At 62.7% G+C, this 21,750-nt stretch carries 20 protein-coding genes; 5 read left to right on the top strand and 15 right to left on the bottom strand.

What is annotated here, in order from left to right; all coding sequences use genetic code 11:
* Positions 1-125 precede the first annotated feature (125 nt).
* Positions 126-383, top strand: coding sequence for a WGR domain-containing protein (locus tag AABQ55_RS33435; protein WP_114048293.1), 258 nt, complete (start codon positions 126-128; stop codon positions 381-383).
* Positions 384-524: 141 nt separating this feature from the next.
* Positions 525-803, top strand: a complete 279-nt coding sequence (locus AABQ55_RS33430) for an HU family DNA-binding protein (protein ID WP_272791909.1) — start codon at positions 525-527, stop codon at positions 801-803.
* A 41-nt stretch (positions 804-844) separates the two neighbouring features.
* Here the strand turns inward: AABQ55_RS33430 and AABQ55_RS33425 are convergent, their stop codons facing one another.
* On the bottom strand, positions 845-1,015 hold the full coding sequence (locus tag AABQ55_RS33425; RefSeq protein ID WP_272791908.1) for a hypothetical protein: 171 nt from the start codon (positions 1,013-1,015) through the stop codon (positions 845-847).
* Positions 1,016-1,322: 307 nt separating this feature from the next.
* Positions 1,323-1,640: a DUF736 domain-containing protein gene (locus tag AABQ55_RS33420; RefSeq protein WP_210057624.1), complete on the bottom strand. Its 318-nt coding sequence runs from the start codon at positions 1,638-1,640 to the stop codon at positions 1,323-1,325.
* A gap of 626 nt (positions 1,641-2,266) precedes the next feature.
* On the opposite strand from AABQ55_RS33420, the gene ltrA (AABQ55_RS33415) reads away from it, so the two are divergent.
* Both ltrA (AABQ55_RS33415) and ltrA (AABQ55_RS33410) read left to right on the top strand, forming a co-directional pair.
* Positions 2,267-3,793, top strand: a complete 1,527-nt coding sequence (gene ltrA / locus AABQ55_RS33415; protein WP_272809205.1) for a group II intron reverse transcriptase/maturase — start codon at positions 2,267-2,269, stop codon at positions 3,791-3,793.
* A 741-nt stretch (positions 3,794-4,534) separates the two neighbouring features.
* Positions 4,535-6,061: a group II intron reverse transcriptase/maturase gene (gene ltrA, locus AABQ55_RS33410; protein WP_272809205.1), complete on the top strand. Its 1,527-nt coding sequence runs from the start codon at positions 4,535-4,537 to the stop codon at positions 6,059-6,061.
* Between the two features lie 924 nt (positions 6,062-6,985).
* Here the strand turns inward: ltrA (AABQ55_RS33410) and AABQ55_RS33400 are convergent.
* The 4 genes from AABQ55_RS33400 to AABQ55_RS33385 form a co-directional block, all read right to left on the bottom strand.
* Complete coding sequence (locus AABQ55_RS33400; RefSeq protein ID WP_064334948.1) at positions 6,986-7,390, bottom strand: type II toxin-antitoxin system VapC family toxin; 405 nt, start codon at positions 7,388-7,390, stop codon at positions 6,986-6,988.
* Entirely contained in the window at positions 7,390-7,632 is a 243-nt protein-coding gene (locus tag AABQ55_RS33395; protein WP_272791906.1) for a type II toxin-antitoxin system VapB family antitoxin, read from the bottom strand. The genes AABQ55_RS33400 and AABQ55_RS33395 overlap by 1 nt, the downstream gene beginning before the upstream one ends.
* A 145-nt stretch (positions 7,633-7,777) precedes the next feature.
* Positions 7,778-8,698, bottom strand: a complete 921-nt coding sequence (locus AABQ55_RS33390; protein ID WP_272791990.1) for an ArdC family protein — start codon at positions 8,696-8,698, stop codon at positions 7,778-7,780.
* A gap of 324 nt (positions 8,699-9,022) precedes the next feature.
* The gene (locus tag AABQ55_RS33385; protein WP_272791905.1) at positions 9,023-9,610 is read right to left on the bottom strand and encodes a hypothetical protein; all 588 of its coding nucleotides are present in this window, start codon (positions 9,608-9,610) and stop codon (positions 9,023-9,025) included.
* A 525-nt stretch (positions 9,611-10,135) separates the two neighbouring features.
* Between AABQ55_RS33385 and AABQ55_RS33380 the strand changes: the two genes are divergently transcribed.
* Complete coding sequence (locus tag AABQ55_RS33380) at positions 10,136-10,441, top strand: alkylphosphonate utilization protein (protein WP_272791904.1); 306 nt, start codon at positions 10,136-10,138, stop codon at positions 10,439-10,441.
* A 9-nt stretch (positions 10,442-10,450) separates the two neighbouring features.
* Here AABQ55_RS33380 and AABQ55_RS33375 read toward each other — a convergent pair whose 3' ends face one another.
* The 9 genes from AABQ55_RS33375 to AABQ55_RS33335 form a co-directional block, all read right to left on the bottom strand.
* Positions 10,451-10,666 (bottom strand): hypothetical protein, encoded by a 216-nt coding sequence (locus tag AABQ55_RS33375; RefSeq protein WP_272791903.1) that lies wholly within the window; start codon positions 10,664-10,666, stop codon positions 10,451-10,453.
* Positions 10,663-11,037 (bottom strand): hypothetical protein, encoded by a 375-nt coding sequence (locus AABQ55_RS33370; RefSeq protein WP_272791902.1) that lies wholly within the window; start codon positions 11,035-11,037, stop codon positions 10,663-10,665. Before AABQ55_RS33370 ends, AABQ55_RS33375 begins: the two co-directional genes overlap by 4 nt.
* Positions 11,034-11,921, bottom strand: a complete 888-nt coding sequence (locus tag AABQ55_RS33365; protein ID WP_272791901.1) for a DUF7007 domain-containing protein — start codon at positions 11,919-11,921, stop codon at positions 11,034-11,036. The genes AABQ55_RS33370 and AABQ55_RS33365 overlap by 4 nt, the downstream gene beginning before the upstream one ends.
* On the bottom strand, positions 11,918-12,391 hold the full coding sequence (locus AABQ55_RS33360; RefSeq protein WP_272791900.1) for a hypothetical protein: 474 nt from the start codon (positions 12,389-12,391) through the stop codon (positions 11,918-11,920). The genes AABQ55_RS33365 and AABQ55_RS33360 overlap by 4 nt, the downstream gene beginning before the upstream one ends.
* 99 nt (positions 12,392-12,490) lie before the next feature.
* Positions 12,491-14,335 (bottom strand): ParB/RepB/Spo0J family partition protein, encoded by a 1,845-nt coding sequence (locus AABQ55_RS33355; RefSeq protein ID WP_272791899.1) that lies wholly within the window; start codon positions 14,333-14,335, stop codon positions 12,491-12,493.
* 566 nt (positions 14,336-14,901) lie between these two features.
* Complete coding sequence (locus tag AABQ55_RS33350) at positions 14,902-15,339, bottom strand: hypothetical protein (RefSeq protein WP_272791898.1); 438 nt, start codon at positions 15,337-15,339, stop codon at positions 14,902-14,904.
* A gap of 121 nt (positions 15,340-15,460) precedes the next feature.
* Positions 15,461-20,617, bottom strand: a complete 5,157-nt coding sequence (locus tag AABQ55_RS33345; protein ID WP_272791897.1) for a DEAD/DEAH box helicase family protein — start codon at positions 20,615-20,617, stop codon at positions 15,461-15,463.
* A gap of 98 nt (positions 20,618-20,715) precedes the next feature.
* Positions 20,716-21,114 (bottom strand): DUF3085 domain-containing protein, encoded by a 399-nt coding sequence (locus AABQ55_RS33340; protein ID WP_272809238.1) that lies wholly within the window; start codon positions 21,112-21,114, stop codon positions 20,716-20,718.
* 11 nt (positions 21,115-21,125) lie between these two features.
* The gene (locus tag AABQ55_RS33335; RefSeq protein ID WP_272791895.1) at positions 21,126-21,728 is read right to left on the bottom strand and encodes a DUF1419 domain-containing protein; all 603 of its coding nucleotides are present in this window, start codon (positions 21,726-21,728) and stop codon (positions 21,126-21,128) included.
* Between the last annotated feature and the right edge of the window lie 22 nt (positions 21,729-21,750).

The raw sequence follows: 21,750 nt of genomic DNA, 5'->3' as shown, positions 1-21,750 counted from the left end.
AAAGCCGCCTCGCCCACGCCCCTCTACCTCCGGAGGGGAAAACCATCAGCGAGATGAATCAATCACGCAGGATCGATTCATGGAAGTCGTTGGACGCTGCTTCAAAACGAAGCGAGAATCCAATCATGGAAAACGAGGGGACAGGCCAGATTCATCTTCACCGTATCGACGCGGCCCGGAACATGCGTCGCTTCTATACGCTTGCGATCCAGCCGACGCTGTTCGGCGGCGCCTCCGTCATCCGCAACTGGGGCCGGATCGGATCTAGCGGCCAGACGATGATGGAAACCTTCGACGGCCAAGAGGATGCAGACAGGGCGCTATCGCGCCTGGAGCGCACGAAACGAAAGCGGGGCTATCGCGACGCCCACCGCGCCAAATAACAGACCTTGAACAGCCCGAGCCTGCTTGTTTCCTGTGGTTTTCTCGCATCTGCCAACACTTCCAGCATTCGCGCCTCTATCGGCGCCGCGTCTTCATCGTCATAGCTGAAGGACAACCACCAGCAGAGGAGACTGTCCTTCATGACTACCACCAACGAAATCGCCGACAAGATCGCATTTGAGCAGAACCTGACCAAGACACAGGCCAAGGCCATCGTCGAAAGCGTGTTCAGCCAGATCGCAGAGGCGGCAAAGAGCGGCGCGGAAACTTCCATCCCATCCTTCGGCAAGTTCAAGATCAAGGACACGCCGGAACGCGAGGGCCGCAATCCCGCAACCGGTGCGACGATCAAGATCGCCGCTTCGAAGAAGCTGACGTTCACGCCCGGCAAGGCGGTCAAGGACGCACTGAACGGCTGAGGCGAGTGGGCTGCTGAGATCGGCAGCCCTATGGAAGTCTCCTAGAAAGGAGGCTCCCCGCTGATACGGCCGTCCTGTTCGGCCTCAACGGCCGCAAGCTCGGCCTGCGCCAGTTCCAGCTCCACCGCAATCTGGCAGCGCTCGCTCGCGTCCAGAACGGCCCTGAGCTCAGCTTTCAGTTCCTCGATTTGCATTTCGAGAGAAATCGTCATCGTCGTCTCCTTGACGCTTGTGAAAGACGACGCCGCGCGTCATCGCGGAGCGGAGGAGTCCAGGATCGCGGAACGCGACCGCCGGAGGCGGCGAGCGGGGGAGCCGAAATGCGCCAGCATTTTGGGGGTACCGCTCGTGCTGGACGCCTTCGGTCCGCCATGGCATTCTCGGACGAACTGAGCAGACCCCCCAGCTCTCCGGATGGCACCCGAAAGGCCGGAAGCGGGCTCGATGCCCGCGACCGGCTTCCTCAGGCGACATAAGAAGAAGAGCCCCGCCCGGTGGCGGAGCTCCTGGGCGTGGCGATCAAGCCTCCCGCTTCGGGCGGTTCCAGATGAGGGCGTATTCGCCTTCCTTCTCGCTCGGCCACAGGGCCGCGGTGATCGGGGCGTTGAAGCTCGGGTCGTCCAGCTTGACCGAGATATATTCCTCGCCGTCGTTGGAGACCGCCTTCCAGCCTGCGCCGACCTCGACACCGTTGCCGGCGGTGATACGGAAGTCCGGGGCGTCGCGCGAGACGCGCTCGATGGGGTTGAGGCGGACCCGCATGCTGACCGTGAGCGTGCGCACGTTGCCGATGATCGAGTTGTTGCCGTTGGTGGTGAATTCGCCGATGACTGCCATTGTCGTGATCCGTGCGCCAAGAGTGACGGCTGGAAACCGTCACGCGCACTTTTTGCCCCTGCAGGGTGGGAGACCCTGCCGCCAACGCGCCGCAAGCGCGGGGGCTGAAGCAGACGGGTGAGGTAAGCCGGGTGCCTTCGGCAAGCCATAAATAAGCAGAACCCGTCAAAGTCGGACGGCCAGGGACTTCCGCCCGTGGCCGGTCCGGCAAGCATGCCTGTTATGGGAAGAATAATCGAACCGATGTTTGAAGCCTCGTTGCAACATGGAACCTGCCAAGCCGGAAGTGGGCAGGTCGGTCGAAAGACCGGAGAAGCGCCGATCTCCGCTGGATTACCGGGGATCAGGGGCGTGCGCGGTCGCGCGCGTCAGCCAGCGGCCCAGCTTGCGGTGGCCGATGGCCGGAGTTCTCACGGGGTAGAGTCGGTCCCTAAGGCAGGCGAAGGGACAACAGGTGAACTTGGGAACCTTGCCGTGTTCTCTCCCGCCGGACGGCGCGAGATGATCGAGGCGACCGATGATCGGCGCGGCTGGGGGCGGAGTCTTCGTAGTAGTCCGAGGGCGGGAAAGCCGTCCACATGGCGAAGGGAGACAGTGAGTGAAGCAAGCCGGCAGGAGGTGGGCCGATGAAGCCCGATGCGGTGAATACCGTGTTCGTCCTCGACATGCAGCGCAAACTTCACAGGTGGAGTGTCGCGGACGCCGACAAGGTGTTCGCGGATCTGTTCAACATCGTATGCGACCGCAGGACGCTCTCGGAAAGCTGGCGACGCTTGTCCCGTAACAAGGGCAGTCGAACACCGGGAACCGATGGCGTCACGCGGAAAACGGTTGAAGAGCGGCCGGGCGGCGCTGTGCAATTCGTCGAGGATATCCGAAATGAGCTGCGCGGCGGCACATATCGGCCCGAGCCTGTCCGGCAAAGGCTGATCCCAAAACCGGGCAAACCCGGCAAGGTGCGTCCACTCGGCATTCCAACGCTCAAGGACCGACTGGTACAAATGGCTTTGAAGCTCGTGCTGGAACCGATCTTCGAGGCGGACTTTTATCCGACCTCATACGGCTTCCGGCCCGGCAGGAGCACCCATGATGCGCTGGCGAACATCCAGCGTCATTTGCACCCCACACCCAGCGGCACCTCCGAGTACCGCTTCGTGATCGAAGGGGACATCAGGGGCTGCTTCGACGCCGTCGATCATCATGTGCTGATGGAGCGAGTACGCTGCCGTGTCGGAGATCGAAAGGTTCTCTGGCTCGTACTCGCCTTCCTGAAGGCCGGTGTCATGGTCGAGGGCTCCGTCCGCCACCCTGTCACGGGCACCCCGCAGGGTGGCATCATCTCGCCGTTGCTGGCCAACATCTATCTGGCTGCCATTGACGAGAGGTATGGACGGTGGTCGATGCGTCCTCGCGAGCGACCGCAGAATGCAGCCGATCGGCGGCTTTACGACCGCCGGAGAAACAGGCCGACATTCTTCGCCGTTCGATATGCCGACGACTTCGTCGTGCTGACGGACGGAACACGTGAGGAAGCGGAGACCGAAAAGCTGGCGCTAGCGCAGTTCCTACAGCAGGAATTGCGCATGGAACTGTCGATGGAAAAGACCAGGATCACCCAGGTTGGGGAAGGCTTCGACTTCCTCGGCTATCGGGTAGTGCAGACCAAGGCTCGCCGCACCGGCCGTATGGTCGGCAATCTCTTCATACCGAAGAGCAAGCTGAAGGATCTGCGCCACAAGATCAAGGTCAGGGTGAAGGAGACACCGACAGGTCAATCCCTTGCCGATCTCATCGAGAGCCTCAACCCGGTCATCACCGGCTGGCGAAATTACTACCGCTACGCCACATGGGCCACGCGGGACTTCTCCGGTCTGGATTGGTGGCTATGGGAGCGCATCGGGCGATGGCTGCGCAAGAAGTATCGAAAGGCGACATGGCGTGAGCTATGTCGCCGCTTCCGTGCAACAGCACCCGACAGCCGCTGGCGATGGGTCGACGGACCGAAATCGCTGCGGTTCTTCCGGGAGGGCGGGTCAACCCGCTTCCCGTTCCGGGGCATACGAATACCAAACGGATGGAACGACCCTGACGAGAAGTTCCGAAAAGGAGCTGATCGCTTCTGGGCATCGTTCGACACCCTCATGTCCGTGTGAGGGCCACCCGTGGCGATAGCCACGCATGGAGAGCCGGTGGCTTGGAAAACTTGCACGTCCGGTTCGGCGAGAGGGGCGCAGAAACCACCTGCCGCGAGGCAGGCAGGCGCTGTGCTCCTACTCTACGTGCGCCAAGAGTGACGGCTGGAAACCGTCACGCGCACTTTTTGCCCCTGCAGGGTGGGAGACCCTGCCGCCAACGCGCCGCAAGCGCGGGGGCTGAAGCAGACGGGTGAGGTAAGCCGGGTGCCTTCGGCAAGCCATAAATAAGCAGAACCCGTCAAAGTCGGACGGCCAGGGACTTCCGCCCGTGGCCGGTCCGGCAAGCATGCCTGTTATGGGAAGAATAATCGAACCGATGTTTGAAGCCTCGTTGCAACATGGAACCTGCCAAGCCGGAAGTGGGCAGGTCGGTCGAAAGACCGGAGAAGCGCCGATCTCCGCTGGATTACCGGGGATCAGGGGCGTGCGCGGTCGCGCGCGTCAGCCAGCGGCCCAGCTTGCGGTGGCCGATGGCCGGAGTTCTCACGGGGTAGAGTCGGTCCCTAAGGCAGGCGAAGGGACAACAGGTGAACTTGGGAACCTTGCCGTGTTCTCTCCCGCCGGACGGCGCGAGATGATCGAGGCGACCGATGATCGGCGCGGCTGGGGGCGGAGTCTTCGTAGTAGTCCGAGGGCGGGAAAGCCGTCCACATGGCGAAGGGAGACAGTGAGTGAAGCAAGCCGGCAGGAGGTGGGCCGATGAAGCCCGATGCGGTGAATACCGTGTTCGTCCTCGACATGCAGCGCAAACTTCACAGGTGGAGTGTCGCGGACGCCGACAAGGTGTTCGCGGATCTGTTCAACATCGTATGCGACCGCAGGACGCTCTCGGAAAGCTGGCGACGCTTGTCCCGTAACAAGGGCAGTCGAACACCGGGAACCGATGGCGTCACGCGGAAAACGGTTGAAGAGCGGCCGGGCGGCGCTGTGCAATTCGTCGAGGATATCCGAAATGAGCTGCGCGGCGGCACATATCGGCCCGAGCCTGTCCGGCAAAGGCTGATCCCAAAACCGGGCAAACCCGGCAAGGTGCGTCCACTCGGCATTCCAACGCTCAAGGACCGACTGGTACAAATGGCTTTGAAGCTCGTGCTGGAACCGATCTTCGAGGCGGACTTTTATCCGACCTCATACGGCTTCCGGCCCGGCAGGAGCACCCATGATGCGCTGGCGAACATCCAGCGTCATTTGCACCCCACACCCAGCGGCACCTCCGAGTACCGCTTCGTGATCGAAGGGGACATCAGGGGCTGCTTCGACGCCGTCGATCATCATGTGCTGATGGAGCGAGTACGCTGCCGTGTCGGAGATCGAAAGGTTCTCTGGCTCGTACTCGCCTTCCTGAAGGCCGGTGTCATGGTCGAGGGCTCCGTCCGCCACCCTGTCACGGGCACCCCGCAGGGTGGCATCATCTCGCCGTTGCTGGCCAACATCTATCTGGCTGCCATTGACGAGAGGTATGGACGGTGGTCGATGCGTCCTCGCGAGCGACCGCAGAATGCAGCCGATCGGCGGCTTTACGACCGCCGGAGAAACAGGCCGACATTCTTCGCCGTTCGATATGCCGACGACTTCGTCGTGCTGACGGACGGAACACGTGAGGAAGCGGAGACCGAAAAGCTGGCGCTAGCGCAGTTCCTACAGCAGGAATTGCGCATGGAACTGTCGATGGAAAAGACCAGGATCACCCAGGTTGGGGAAGGCTTCGACTTCCTCGGCTATCGGGTAGTGCAGACCAAGGCTCGCCGCACCGGCCGTATGGTCGGCAATCTCTTCATACCGAAGAGCAAGCTGAAGGATCTGCGCCACAAGATCAAGGTCAGGGTGAAGGAGACACCGACAGGTCAATCCCTTGCCGATCTCATCGAGAGCCTCAACCCGGTCATCACCGGCTGGCGAAATTACTACCGCTACGCCACATGGGCCACGCGGGACTTCTCCGGTCTGGATTGGTGGCTATGGGAGCGCATCGGGCGATGGCTGCGCAAGAAGTATCGAAAGGCGACATGGCGTGAGCTATGTCGCCGCTTCCGTGCAACAGCACCCGACAGCCGCTGGCGATGGGTCGACGGACCGAAATCGCTGCGGTTCTTCCGGGAGGGCGGGTCAACCCGCTTCCCGTTCCGGGGCATACGAATACCAAACGGATGGAACGACCCTGACGAGAAGTTCCGAAAAGGAGCTGATCGCTTCTGGGCATCGTTCGACACCCTCATGTCCGTGTGAGGGCCACCCGTGGCGATAGCCACGCATGGAGAGCCGGTGGCTTGGAAAACTTGCACGTCCGGTTCGGCGAGAGGGGCGCAGAAACCACCTGCCGCGAGGCAGGCAGGCGCTGTGCTCCTACTCTACTTTCCGGTTTGCTCGAGCCGCGCCCACCGCGGCCTCGATGGCGGTGTAAGGACCGATGGCGATCGACGCCGCACCCCGGGGGGCCGGAACGTGAGTGGAGGACGGCCGGGAGCGGCTTTCTTGGTTACCGCGAGGAATGCGAACGCAGTTCGCAGGGGAAGAAAGTTGCGGACGGCCGTTGCGGGATGGCGATCGAGACGAAGTCGTCCTTCGGTCACACCAGATCCATCGAGGTCTGCGTGGGTGTGGCCCGCTTCAATCGAGCAAGGAACACCGATCATGGCCCGGAGTTCATCGGCGATCCCCGACGGCGACCGCGGTGATGGCACCGCTCTCTCACGATGGCTCCCGTCCGCACGGCTCGCCGTGTCCGTCGATCCCTCACCGACGCCCCATCCGCATCATGTCCATAACGAATGCGCTGGTCGGCGCCGATCTTATGGCGGCTCTTCCATCGCGCGCGTATCCTCGGACAAGCGGGCAACCCGGGTTTCACGGCACCTCCCTGGAGGGCGGTCGAGAGGAAGGAATGGGAGCGCTTCGAAACCAACAGGCTCGCGGCATGCCTATATCGACCACACCAGATCCGCCGTCGCGCGGCGGGGCTCGTTCCGCGTGCCTGCCGACTTCGCCCGCCCGATCAGAAGGGCCTACACGTGACGATCGCCGACACTGCACCGCGCCGTTAGACGTCGCTCGGCGAAATGAGCTTCGGCCCTCTCGTCGGGAGTGTCGGCCCGGGAATCTTCCAAGGCCTCCTGCACCTTCGCCCGAAACCAGCCATCATGGCCGGCCGCGTCAGGGTACGGTGTCGACGTCTGTCTGTCTGAACTCATCTGCCGTCGCCAGAATGGGTACGTTATAATATTTGGCGCATGCATAATGCAGGCAGTCACCGAGATTGAGGCCCCGGCGGCCCGCGCGATAGCGATGCGCGGCGGAAAGAGCGATCCGGGTAGTCGCGTCCGCAGGCGGGAGATCGCGGATTTCGATTCCGCGCTCATCGAGGAACTCGATGACGATCGGTTCTACCTCCGCCACGGCGAGGCCGAACTTGTCGGAGCGGGCAAGGCCGAGCACCGCTTCAAGCACGGCAACCGGGGATGTGAAGGCGACCTTCGCGGACGCGATCGCATTGGAGACACGCTCCGCTTCCGGCTCGTCGGAGAGGAGCGCTATGATGGCGCAGGCATCGACGAACATCAGCTTTCCCACAGTTCGTCGTAGGCTTCGTGCGGAAGCGGCTGTCTCTGAGCCTCATCGAGTTTGACGCCATGTTGTTCGCGGAGCCGGGCAGCGGTTTGCAGCGGCGTCTCCTCGTGACGGCGGCGTTCGATCGCCTCTTTCATGGCAATCACGATCGCATCAGTAATGCTGACGCCAGCCATATGCGCGAACTTGCGCGTGAGCGCGTCCGCTTCAGGATTGTTGACGTTGATCGGCATGGGTCACTCCATGTAGATAAATTCAAGAAATAATGTAGATCGGCTCGCCCATATCTGCAAGGTTTCTCCAACAGATGAATCGAAGCTCGCACGGCCGGATGAGGAAGGCCGGTCGCCCTCCCCATCGATGTTCGGAGCGTCACCATCAGGCAGCCTTCCGCTCCGCATTCGGCTGGAGGTCATGAAGATAGGCGACAGCGCGTTGCGCATGTGCGGCCGCCTGGAAGATTGCCCGGCGGTCACCGTCGAGCAGCTTCAACCACGAGGCCACATAGCTCGCGTGATCGGGCCGCGGCTCCAGCTCGGGCACGATTCCGAGATCGGCGCAGAGGAAACATGCCCCTATGTCGGCACAAAGCTCTTCGCGCGCGCGATCCGTGCGATCCTTGTGATAGCGGCTCAAATCCCGATTCAGCCGGTGGCTTGCGCCGACCCAGTGGGTGACCTCATGTCCGAGGACGGCGTAATAACTGTCGGCATCCCGGAACGTCTCGAAACCCGGCATCTGAATGCTATCGCTGGATGGCTGATAGAAGGCCTGTGACCCACCATGCCGGATCACCGCGCCCGTGTTGGCGAAAAAGCGGTCCGCGTACTCGATGCGCCCGAGCGGCTCTGCGCCCGGTTCCGGGCGGTGATAGTAGTGATCCGGAAGCCCCTCGATTTGATCACAATTGAACACCGTGTACGCCTTGAGGAACGGTATGTCGCGCTCGACTTCACCGCCGCCGGCATCCTTCTCGGTCTTCGTGAAGCGGCTGGCGTAGACGACGGTCGCGCCGCTCTCGCCCTTGCGAACATGGGCGCCGAGTTCGTTCGCCTGGCGCAGCGTCATCCAAGTCGCCGACATGAACCCGCTGGCGATACTCTCGGACCAGAGCAGGAGGACATTCAGCCCCGTATATGGCTGGCCGTTATGGCGCAGCGGCCGGGTGATCCGGCCGGACATGTTGCCGGCACTCCAGGGCTGCACCCACGGGCGCACGCCCTTCTCCAGATCGGCGACAATGCGCTCCGTGATCCGCGCATAGATGTCAATCCTCGCGCTTGCTGATTTCCTGCTCATCCTTCTGACCTCCGTGTGAGGCCGCGCCCATCGCGGCCCCGTCGCGGAGGGTCGATGGCAGGAGCGGTCGGGCGGCATGCGCACCGGAACGGCCGGAACGAAGAGAAGGACGGCGTAGCCGTTGCGCCTGCCGCCGGCTCCTGCAGGACCGACAGAAGGGACGGGCCGCGATGGCGCCTGTCTCTCGCCCCGATTTCTTTCTCTCTCTCACCTCTCCTGATGCGACTTCGCCGCGACGTCGAAACGCGAAAAGCCGCCCCCCGTGAGGAGACGGCTTCTTCCTGGATACGATGAAGGCGGAGCCGAAGCTCCGCCAGGTCGGCCTCAATCGAAGGCCGACATCTGCGCCGCGGCCGCCTTGCGGTCGAGGGACTGGCCCGGATTGTCGACAGGCCGGTCGAAGGGCTTCCATGCTTCGCCAACGATCTGCTCGTAGGCGGCGACGGCACTTTCGGCGGCCATCCGCAGCGCGTGCGCCTGAACGCCCATGTCGGCCGCGAACTCGCGCTTGCGCTGGGCGGCGCTGTCATAGCCGACGGGACCGTCGAGATCCTCGTCGCGCGCATCGGCGACACCCTTAGCGGTGGCGTCACGCGCCTCGCTGACGGCGCGGGAGTAGAACTGGCCCGCGCCATGAGCGGATCCGACATACGCTCCAACGATGCGCTGCAGATGGATCTGCATCGCCCGTTCGCTTAAGCCCTCGGAGAGTCCTGTGGCGGTTTCGATGATCAGGCGCTCGTGCATGTCGCGGATGCCGTCGCTGTCGAGAATGGCGGTCCCGAAGCTCTCGGCGATCCGGAGCGCCTGCGCTTCATCGGGGCATGTGAGGCGGACCATTTCGATGGTGGCGCCCTTGCGGAGCTGGACGACTCGGGCGGATTGGCGGGACTGGGTTGCGGACTTTGTCATGGTGGTTTCCTTCTCGGTTTCCCCGAAGCGGTTCGGCCCCCTTGGCCGATCTGCCCTTCGGTGCGGTCAAGAGGAGCCGGCGCAAGCCGGGCGTTTCAGGGTCCGGGCAGGCCAGATCGAGCGGAGCCGGTGCGCGAGCAAGCGGGTCTTTGAGACCTGCGAGGCCCGCGTTCCTGCTCTGCGACAAGCGGCATGACCGGCCGCCCCGCGGCGCGACAGCGGCCTTGAAACGACCGGCAGCCGGTTCAGACCGCAACGAAACCGAAGGGCGGAACGGCCAAGGGATCGACATCGGATGCCAGAGCCGAAGAGGAAACAAGGCAAGGCGCGCCAAAACCAATTCCCATCTGCCGGAAGAGCTTCGCTCACCAGGACCGGAATGCTTTGACGGCCCTCCTGATGTCCGCTGGTCTGCGAGGCGCCCTCGATGGGAAAGCGGCGGTTTGCTCTCGGCGGCTTTCCGCGATAGATGCGCTCCTGACATGCGGGACCCTTGCAAGGTCTCCCAGGGAAGGGGCACGACAGATGAGCGACCAGAGCAACGACGATTACGTCTATGACGAAGCAACCGGGGAATGGCAGCCGGCCTCCGAACTTGCCGCGGAGAAGGCGAAGACAGCCGAAGTCCGGGATGCCTCCGGCAATATTCTAGCCGACGGCGACTCCGTAGTGCTGATCAAGGATCTGAAGGTCAAAGGCGCCGGCCAGACACTGAAGCAGGGCACCGTCATCAGGTCGATCCGGCTCACCGATAATCCGGAAGAGATCGATTGCCGCCACGACGCGATCAAGGGGCTGGTCCTGCGCACGGAATTCGTGCGCAAGCGCTGACGGGATGCGCTACCGTTTGGGCAAGCGGTAACGATCAAGCCAGGTGGGGCCGTGCGTGTTGCGAAGTCGGCGTAATATCCCGACATCGTCATGGGGCGCTTCGCCCATCCAGGCGTTGTTCAGGATGCGCTTCCACGAACGCCCGTGTCTGGCGGCATAATGCTGAAGGGCATTCACCTCTTCCTCGGTCAGAGGTGGAAGGGGCTCGGCGTCGAAGCGCCTCATGGCGCGCTCCTCTCACGACGGTGATGACGGCATCCTCGTTCCGGACCCCGAGCGGAAGCATTAAATTCCGGTCGCGCCTGGAAAGCGGCGATGGCCGCCTCCTGGCGCGCGAGCTTGCGAGCAAGAGCATCGATCTCCGGCTGCCGTTCCGCGGTGATCGCCGCCAGACTGGAGCGATAGCGGGCGAGGAAGGCTTCCGGCGCGGGCGGTTTACCCCGCCGGTATCCGCTTCGGCGCCGCCCGAGCGACGGGATGAGAGCCGTCATCTTGGCGGTAATCTGCCGGTCGATCATGTCGAGCTGGCGTTGAGTCTGGCGGCGGGCCTCTTCCATCCGGAAAAGCAACTCCTGACGTTCCGGGGACCGGGTCATGACGTCTCCCTCCCCTGCCAGACGACAAAGCTCGATGGCCCGTCATAGGACCGATGACGATCGACATCGATGACGAAACCGAAGCGGCCCGGCTCGTATTCACTAGATGGCACGAGAAACCGTCGTTCCCCGGCATTGTGCTCCCGCTTCCCGCCACGCGTGGCGATCACTTCGATCATGCCGGGATGATGATCGGAGCGAAGGGCGGAGATGACGATCCAGTCACCGGCATGGGCCGCCTCGAAAGCGCGACGGTCCTTCACATGGGACTCCCCCGGCGCAAGGGTCGTGACGAAGATCGTTTCCCAGGCGTCGGGCCACCATTCCTTGATGGACCGTTCCGCGCACCGGCGTTCGAACGCGGTGAACAGATGGGGGAAGGTGATCGCGACGATCGCCCAGGCGGAGTCCTCCTCATAGAAGCCGTCTTTCGACCGCAGCAGCGGGTGAACCTTTCGGTTGCGCTCGGCCGAGAGCTTGAAGCCGCCGTGCCCGGCGGTGGAATGGCACTCGATACCCTGCGCATAGACGGTCGTGCGCTGCGGCATTCCCCAGGGCGTATGGACACGGGTGAAGATCTCGCAGCGGCCAAGTGCCTGCCGTTCGCGCTGATGTTCGGCGTTCTCGATCACGCGTGCACGAAACGCCGCCTCGTCGGCGAGTTCGCCGGAATGGCCGTAGAAGTCGGATCGCCGCCACTCGGCAAGCGGCCGGGCGATCTTACCACCGAGGCCAAGATAGTGCCGCCCATTACGGCCGGGCACCATCGCGAACGCCGTATCGGCGACACGGGCGACCGGAAAGCCATCGGCGGATCGCCCAAAAGAGACCTCCGGATATCCGGAGGTGTCATTGGCTTCGGTCATGACAGGGCTGGTGTTCATGCTGCCGCCCTCCCTTCCACGACGTCGGCAGCGACCTCGTCCGCAGTGACGACCTCCAGCACGGCATGAGGATAGCCGTGTCGGGACAGCCATTCCTCTGCGGCTCGGCGGTTCGCTGCGAGATGGACGAGCTCGGCATTGTCGCCGGCGCGATCGAACACGCGGCAACTGCCGATGGCAGGGCGTTCTGCAATCGTGAACGTCAGACGGGTCTCCAGCGAGAAAGTCCAATGAACGCGGATTGTGATGACGCAAGCAGCACCTTGGTCGTCTTCATGAAGCGTGAAGCTCGCGGGCAGGATGCTGCTGCCTGAGCCAAGTTCTCCCTGTTTGCGGATCAGGCGGCCGCTGCTGTTATTGCTCTGCCATGCAGACAGCTTCCTGCGATGGCGTTCGGGTGGCCGCGGCGCGCCGTCCGACCAGGCGATGATCGAGCCGATGGGTGCCATGAATGCGATATGCGCGGACATGCAAGTTCTCCCTAAGTTTCGAGGGTTGCGCAAACGAAACCGCCGCCGATGGAGATCACCGGCGGCGGAACATCATTCGGAAGGAAGTGAGGCGTGCGGCTATTCCGCCGCGATGCAATAGGCCTCCTGCTCATCGTCGAGATCGGTTGCATCAGGAGCATCGTCTGACGTGTCGAGCAGATCGGCTTGACCCTCGAACGGATCGAGAGCTTCACCTTCATCTACGACGCTCCCATCAATCGGAGCGCCTTCGCCTGGATCCGTCTCCGCATCGACCGCGGCGCCCTCAACGGGCTCGCCGTCGAGGCCATCCTCTGCGGCGTCAACCTGGGCTTCATCATCGTCAAGAGTATCGGCTTGGCTGATCAGATCGGCGACATCATTCGAATCGGGCGCGAAGAGCGCCGACGAATGGACGAAATGGCCTTCCTTGAAGTGTTCGACCAAAGCCGCACGGGTTTCGCGCACCTTTGGACGCGGCAGGACATTGACCTCCTTCGCTGCCGATTCCAGCGCCTGCCGCGACAGGCACAACAGGAAGTCTTCCGAGCCCATGTTCGTGAGATACCCGTCGGCGCCGATGGCATCGCCGGCGATGCGGGAAACGACACCGCTGTTCGAGATGCCGCGGCGGCAGGACAGGACGTCGATCAGCATGGAGCGGGCGGCGACGCGCACCGTCTCCATATCGAAGGAAAGCTTGCCGTCCCCGGAGAAGAGGCGGGCGGCATGGCGCCGGAAACGCTTCGGTCCGAACACGGTGTCGTTGGAGCCAGAGTCGACGCGGACATTCTGGCCGGCAAGTGAGAGAACGAGCAAGGCCATGAGCATGTCGTCCTCGATCGGCGCGCGGCCGAGCGCCTCATGCAGGGCGTCGGTGCGGAAATCGCCGATCATGTCATGGCCCTTCTGGGTGACGTCAGGGCGCGGCTTCGGCGTATCGATGATCCTGCCGTCATGGAGAACATCGCCCTGCCCGCCTGTCGCGGAGACGCCGCCCTTGCCTTTCGTTTTGCTGTCCTCCGGCATGCGGAAGGCAACCGACTGCACCTTGCCGTCGCGATCGAGATACATGGCCACATGGTCGGACTTCGACGGCTTGCCGTAGACGCGTTCCGCCTTCTTCGGCAGTTCCGGTTGACCCCAGCTGTTGACCTCGACGATCGCGCCCTTCTTCGGAAGGTTATTGGTCATCCATTCCTGCTGGGCGCCGAGGAAAGCCTCGACATTGGTGGTATAGCGCGTGTCTTCGTCGGCCGGCGAAAACAGGTCCTCGACCCACTCGATGCCGTAGGCCGCGGCGAGATCGTCACCGAAGCTTGCATCCTTCGCATACATGCGGGTTTTCGAGAGCGCACGGGAGATATTGTACCAGTCCGCCCGCTCGTTCTTCTTCGGCTTGTGCGCCTTCCACACCTCTTTCTGTTCGTCGAGCGCCGCGGCGGCGACGGTGCGGAGCTGCTGCTCGTTGGGCATGTCGCCGAGCGCCATGTGGTCGAGCATGGCCGGCAGCACGTTGGCGAGTAGCCTGAGTTTCCTGATCTGGCGAACCGGCAGGGCGAGCGCAACGCCGATCCCCTCCTCCGTCCAGCCCAGCGCAACGAGCCGTTCTATGCCGCGCCACTGGTCCACCCCGTTGAGAGGTTCTCTCGCGATGTTCTCGACCATCGAGCGCATGGCACCGTTATCGTTGGCCGCCTCGCGGACGATCACCTCGATTTCCTCGAGGCCGGCGGCGATCGCCTGTCGGACGCGGCGATGACCGGCCTGGATGATATAGCCGTTCCCACCATCCGTCTGCGGCGACACGATCGGCGGCTGGATGATGCCGACCGCCTTCACCGTCGCCAGAAGCAGTGCGTCAGCCTGCGGCGACGATTTGGAACGGCGCGCGTCGTCGGGATTGTCCTTCAGCGCGCGGGGATCGAGTTTGAGGATCTGCATGGGATTTGCTCCTTCCGGGGTTTCGGAACCGGCACATCGCCGGCTCTTGTCCGCCTTCAGTTCTTTCCGAAGACATTTCCCGGACCGCAGGGCGGGCAGACCGGCGCAACTGCGCCCGAGCGGCCCTGCCGGTCAGGGCGAGCGGGGCGAAGCCTTGCGAGAACGACCGGCAGGGTTGCGGAGGGGGCGGTTGAGCGCCAGCGGCGACGGGTCGACCGCTCTGCGAAAGGGTTTTCTCCTTGCTTTCCTCCTCTTACTTTTTCAGACGGGTGAGGGAAACGCGAGGCAGCACACACAATCGAAGGCGCCTGCAGGTTCTGCCTGGCCCATGGTGTAGGGATTTATCCCCTCTCGGATTCGTCGTTGATATCCGTCTCCATGCCGGGCATGGTGGCCGATAAAGAGCGGACATCCTTAGCTGTGACCGTGCTGTCCTTGCGCTCCACCACATACTGAAGGCGCAAAGCCGGGCTGAATTACCGGGCAGGCGGGATCGGCTATATTGCTCAGGTGCAGGAAGACGTCGGAACCACTTGACCTTGCCTGTCTGCGTATGCGTATCACTGCTAGTGGGGTTTTATCAGCGATTGTTTCGCAGCCCATGTTTCATATTCCCGGAGGAGGTCCTCGACTACCGACCACTGCGGATATTTGCTCCGCAAGAGTTCATCGTGCTGGTCCAAGCACGGTGACTCTCGCATAGCACTTTGCCGGAAAGGCTCGAGGGCGCTGTGGCGCATCAAGGCCAGGCATTCAGGCGACGACAGATCGCGTGGCAGGTGTTCCAGCAAGCCGCTGACGATGATCACCCAATTGTTGACGACAAACGGACGACCAGCTTCCTCCACCTGAGCTGTGATCTCCTCCAACATCGACAGCAGCGCGACAAACCGCACGGGCCAGGTTTCGGCAAGGAATTGCGGCGCCATCATCTCGATCGTCCCGCGAATTTCCTCGGGTAGTGCGTCGCAGAAGCCGAGTTTCGAATATTCTATCCGCGCCATTGACTGATCTTGGCATCCTTGACAGCAGATTTCCGCTCTCCGTTGAGGCGCTCCTGCGTTGCCCATCCTTATCCTTCGAGAGCGAGACAGGGCAAGGTCAGAAGCGACGTCAGAAACGGGGCTAAGCAGCAATTTCCTCGGCCTCGGCATCACCGCGCGCAGACTTCGCCAGCGCCTCCTCGACCTCACGCAACTTCTGGCGCTTCTCAGCCAGTTCGTCGGCAAAGGCGAAGGTGCCACCCTGACGCGACTGGTAGGAGGAAAGCCGCCGCTGGTACTCATCCAACCTCAGGCGATAACGTTCCCGCTCCTCTTCGAACCCGCCGAGTGCATGCTCGAGGCGGGAGATGGCCCCAAGCGGCGTGACGGTCACCGGCAGATCGATCTCATAATCCGCGCCGGTGCGCTGAAGCAGGGTCTGGTAGTGGTAGTTGTCACCCCGGCCGAAGCGCTCGCCTTCATAGGTGAGATCAAAGCCGCCGATCGACGCGATGTGAACCTCGCCCTCTTGGCCGAGCTGGACGAGGGTGAGGATCTCCTTCATCAACGCCCGACCGGCATCCTTCCGCTCCGTGTATGGCTTGCCCATCACGGTCATGGTGAAGGCATCGCCGGAGGTCGGAACCAGCCGTTCGATGTCCTGGCCGATTTCGCCGATACGGCGGTTTGCCGTCTCGATTTCACGCTCGGCATCGCGAAGCTGCCGGCGCACGGCGAACAGGTCGTCGTCATGGGCGGCGCGCAGGCGCTCAAGCCGGGCAATATCGGCTTCCAGGCCCGCTTTCTGCATCAGGCGCTCATCACCACTGGCAATCGCCTTGGCCATGGCGAACTGGTTGGCCTGACCTTCGTTCAGATCCTCCAGCCGGCGGATGGAAGTATCGCCGGACAGTGCCGCGGCGATAAACCGAGCCTTGCGCTCGTTCTGCTGCCACATCGTTGCGTCGACGCTTCCCTGCGTGGCATAGGCGAAGATATCGACTTCGTCATGCTGATTGCCCTGGCGCACGATACGGCCCTCCCGCTGTTCGATCTGCGACGGCAGCCACGGCACATCGAGATGATGCAGGGCCTTCAGGCGAAGCTGGGCGTTGACGCCGGTGCCCATCGTTTCGGAACTGCCGATCAGGAAGCGAACCTTGCCGGCGCGGACGTCGCCGAACAGGCGCTGCTTCGCTTCGGTCTTCTTGTAATCCTGCATGAAGGCGATTTCCGATGTCGGCACGCCCATGCGGATGAGCTCGTCGCGGATCCAGCGGTAGGCTGAGAAGCCGCGGGTCTTCTCGACATTGGTCGTCCCGAGATCGGAGAAGATCATCTGCGCCGCACCGGGCAGCTCGTAGACTTTGCCGTCCGGGCGGCGATAGCTGTTCTCCGAAGTTTCCCTCCAGATACGGAAAGCGTTACGGACCAGCAGATTGAGCTTGTTCTCCGGCTCGTCATCTATTGCCGGCATGACCAGGCGGAGATCGATCGCGGCATGGCGGCCATCGGTGATAACGGACAGCAGGATGTCGTCACCGGGCTGCGCCGGCCCCTCGCGCATCTCGATCGCCTTGATGCGGGTTTCGAGGATCTGCTGGTAGGCTTTGAAGGCAGGCGTTGGCGCAGCGGTCAGGATTTGCCGCTTGCCCGTCGCGATCTCCGGCACCCTGACGTGCGCTTTAAGATCCTCCGGCATCACAACGTCGGCGAAGGCCCGAAACATAGCAATCAGTTCGGGGACGTTGACGAAACTGGCGAAGCGGCTGACCGGCTTGTATTTGCCGGATGGCTGAAGCTCCAGTTCGGTGCGTTCATCCCCGAAGTTCGAGGCCCAGGCGTCGAATTCGTGCAGGCCGCGCTCGCGCAACGCCTCGTAGCCGAGCAGGCGCTGGATCGAGAACATTTCTCCGAGCGTGTTGGTGATCGGGGTGCCGGAGGCAAGCACGAGCGCCCGGCCCGGATTCTTCGTCTCGATGTAACGGGATTTCACATAAAGGTCCCAAGCTTTCTGCGACCCGTTCGGATCGACCCCCTTGAGCGTCGACATATTGGTGGCGAAGGAGAGTTTTCTGAATTCCTGCGCTTCGTCGACAACGATCTGGTCGATGCCGATTTCGGAGATGGTCAGCAGATCGTCCTTACGGGTGGAAAGCGCCTCCAGCCGCTCCTGCAAGCCCTCCTTCAGCCGCTCGAGCCGCTTGCGGGAGACCCGGTCCTCGTCATCAACTTTGGTCAGCAGGTCCTCGTAGAGCTGCAGCTCGTCGTGGATCATCTGTTGTTCGAAGGCGGATGGCACGCCGATGAACCTGAACGCGGAGTGCGTGATGATGATCGCATCCCAGACCGCCGTCGCGGCTCGCGACAGGAAACGCTGACGCTTGTCTTTGGTGAAGTTGGTCTCATCAGCGACGAGAATGTTCGCTGAGGGATAGAGCGCCAGAAACTCGCGCGCCGCCTGTGCGAGGCAGTGGCCGGGAACGACCAGCATCGCCTTGGCGATCAGGCCCAACCTCCGCTGCTCCATGATGGCGGCTGCCATCGTCATCGTCTTGCCGGCGCCAACAGCATGGGCAAGATAGGTGGAGCCGGAGGAGATGATCCTCCATATGCCGCGTTTCTGGTGCCCATAAAGAACGAAGGCGCCAGAGGCGCCGGGTAAATTCAGATGGGAGCCGTCGAATTTGCGCGGCGCTATGTTGTTGAAGCGGTCGTTATAGACCCGCGCCAGCCGGTCGGTGCGATCAGGGTCGGTCCAAACCCAGGTCTGGAAGGCATCCTTCATCCGCTGGAGCTTGTCGCGCGCCGCTTCGGTATCGATGACATTCAGCACCCGCCGCTCGCCATCGGCGTCCTTGATGGTGTCGAAGATCTGCGGCACGCGTGAATTCAGCGCATCGGCAAGCAGTTCGCCGGCATGGCGGCGGCTCGTGCCCCATTCCGAGGTGCCGGCGGCGCTATAACCAAGTTGCCGAGCCTCGACCGTCCATGATCCCAGTTCCGGCAGATGATGAATGCGGATATCCGCCCCCATCATCTCGTACACGAAGGCGACGACATCGGACGCCGGGATCCACGGCGCTCCGAGGCGTGCGGTAATATCCGACGGACGTAGATCGGCCGGCTGGACTTCCTGTAGCGCCCGGACATTACGCAGATAAGCGGTATCGAGCGCAGCGGCGGCTTCAGCGGCCGCAAACTTGGTGCGGACCGGGCCGGAAAGATAGGCGTCGGAGGTCCGCCACGACCCATCCGAGGGATCGCGGAAGATGGCGTCGCCGAGGTCGGCGATGACCGCATCGGGGTCACGATGCAGGAGTTCGGCGATATGGTCGACGTCGACGCGGCCGCGCTCGTTGAGCACCACGGCGAGCGCATCAGCCGCGGACGTAATCACCGGGGTGGCCGGAGGTGAGACCACCCGTTCGGAGAAAATGGGACCCGGTCTGGCCGTATCGGTTTCGAGGTCGTAATCCTCGATGGAGGCCACCAGCCAGCAATCGGGATCGTCACGGAAAGGCTGAAGGTTCGGTTGCCGATGTGTCTCGCGAACCTCGCCGGTTTCCTCATCTTCAGAGATCGATACGGTAGTGTGGTTGATCGGTCCGAAATCACGGACGAACGAGGACCAGGCGATGCGCAGGCGCACCTGAAGATCCTTCCACGGGCGATCCTGTTCCTGAGCCTTCAGCACCTCCCGCAGAGCATCCCGGACCGGGATCAGCTTTTGGATGATGCGGACATGCTTTCCGGACAGGCATTCGCCTGGCTGCCTCTCGGCAGACCGCCCCTTGCGAACCTTGATCGGAACCGGAGAGCCCTCGACCATCTGCATCAGGCCGTGCCTGGCATCGATGAAGAAGCTGCCCTCGCGAACTTGTCTCTTTCCGGGGCGAAGATCGACGATCTCCCCGAGCTCGTCCTCCAGGTCGATGTCGATTGCTGACGGCTCGCCGTCGTAGCGATCTTCCGGAAGAAGAGAGATGGCAGCATTCAGCGCCACTTCGAGATCGACGCCGGCGCGACCACGGCACGTATAGGTCTCCCCGAACGCACCCGACGTCAGGGCGTGGTCGCCAAGCACGAAATCAGGATGCCGTGCGAACCAGCGATTGATGCGAATAGCGCCTTCGTCTTCTGTTGCCGGGCGGACTTCATCCACGTCGAGCCAGGTCTGGTCGCCCTCAGGTTCTCCAGCCTTGCGCCTGCGGAAGAACAGGATGTCGACGACGACGTCCGTGCCGGCATCGCGGCGGAAGCTGCCTTCGGGCAGACGAATGGCCGCAACCAGGTCGGCCGATCTGGCGATATGCTCGCGGGCTGTCGCATCAACCTTGTCCATCGTGCCGGAACTGGTGACGAAGGCCGCGAAGGCGCCGGGCTTCAGGAGATCGATGGACCTCGCGATGAAGTAGTCGTGCAGTCTGAGACCAAGTGACCGATAGTGCCGGTCCGAACGCACGATGCGATCGGAAAACGGTGGATTGCCAATGGCGAGATCGTAGATCGGCGAGAGATCGGCGCGCGCGAAATCCCCTTCGATAATCCGGGCTTTCGGCTGCAGGAGCTTTACGATTCGCACAGTCACCGGATCGAGTTCGACACCGGTTACATAAGTGTTGTCGCGATACGCCCTCGGCATCAGCGCCGGAAACAGGCCCGTTCCGATGCCCGGCTCCAGTACGCGACCGCCGCGCCAGCCCATGCGCTGCAATCCCGCCCAGATCGCGCGGACGATGAACTCCGGCGTGAAATGCGCATACTGCGTGCAACGCGACAGGCTGGAATAGTCGCTCTCCGAGACGGCACTTTCGAGCGACGAGCCGAGATCGTCCCACCCATCCCGGAAACTCACCTCGCCCGGACGGCGGAACATGCCGTTCGCCAGCTCGGAGGCGCCGAAGCCGGTGAAACGGATCAGCCGCTGCTGATGCTCGCGCGTGACGGGGACCTTGTTCCGCTCGATCTCATTGGCGATCAGGATTGCCGCCACGCTCAATCGCGCACGTTCCTTCCACGACGCAGCAAGGCCGCGATCCTCCCCATCATCGAGGTAGAAGTTCGTGTGCTCCCCTTGCCGGCGTGGTGCTGAGCGCAGGGGCGGCGCGATCGGCAGCGCCGGTGCGGGCGCAGGCGGCGTCGGATCGGGATCGTCGTCATTCGCAGGTTCGGGGGCCGCCTCGCGCGCGAGACCACCGAAGGCCGTCACGCCCAGGCCGAGCCCTGACGACAGGGCTGTATTCCCGAACATGTCGAGGGTGCCAGACGGATCAAGCGAAAAAGGATCGTTGGACATGAAAATGCTCTCCTTGAAAAAGGGGCGAGCGCCATCGTTCCGCTGGAGGTGAGCCTCCGGGCGGGGCGGTCGCGAAGTTGTTGGAAGGGTGCGCCGCGTCAGCGGCGGATCACGCTGATGGATATGGACGTGTCGTCCATCACGATCCGCAGATGCGTCGCGTCGGGCTGAGCCGCGACGAGCTGTTCGAGTTCTACCGCGTCGATGAATTCGACACCGTCATCGCCCCCGAAATATCGGCGCTTGTAGTGCCAGTAATCCGGATTGCTCTTCGGATCGCATTCCTCGGCATAGATGACGAGCGGACGCTGTCCCTCGGCGAGTTTTCCGTTCGAGAGAAGGTAGACGCTCTCGTCACCGACCAGCCACAGGCCGGCTCTGGCCTCGGCTTCAGGGGATATTCCCTGATACGGAATCCGAAAGCCGCCGTTTGCGGCCGCGTCGGCACGGCCACGCGCCAGAACGGCGCAAATGTGCGTGAGTGAGAAAGTGAACATGCCGCCCTCCGTCACGCCGCGAGCGCGTCGGGCAGGTAACGCAGATGTACCGGCAGCTTCGCCGCGATCTCCACGTCCGTCAGGTCTTCCAGCAGCTTGCATGTGGTGCCGCCTGGTCTGGCGAAGAACATCACCGTGCGTTTGCCACGATCAGCCTCCGGCCAACGCTCGCCGGCATAGCCACGATAGTCGTCAGCGGTGCTGCTCCAGATATGTTCGAGACGCTCCTCGCGCGTCATCGCCCGAACAGGACGGGATTCACGCTCGATGATGGCGGTGCGCATGCGCTCGGGCGAACCCTTGTCGATCAGGTCGCAATAACCGTGGAAGTGCCGGATACGCCCGTCGATCGACAGCGTGAAAAAGATGCTGGTGATCGAGCCGGTGAGGAATTCGCGCATGGCGAACATCTCACCCCGCATCCAGAGGGGCGGCAGGATCTCGAACATGTAATCGTGGCAAGCCTCCCCGATCTCGAACCATTCGCCGCGATAAAGCGCACTGTCGTCGCACTCCCATCGGTTCGGGCGCTGCGCATGACGGTCGAACATGCGGAACATCTGGCGGCGATCGGCGATGCCCTGATAGACTTTACGGATGGGAGAGAGGTTCATGAGCGGGCTCCTTTCAGCCTCG

The sequence above is a fragment of the Shinella sp. WSD5-1 genome, from assembly GCF_963942435.1.
Taxonomy (GTDB): Bacteria; Pseudomonadota; Alphaproteobacteria; order Rhizobiales; family Rhizobiaceae; genus Shinella; species Shinella yambaruensis.
This window is presented reverse-complemented; position numbering and strand designations above follow the sequence as displayed.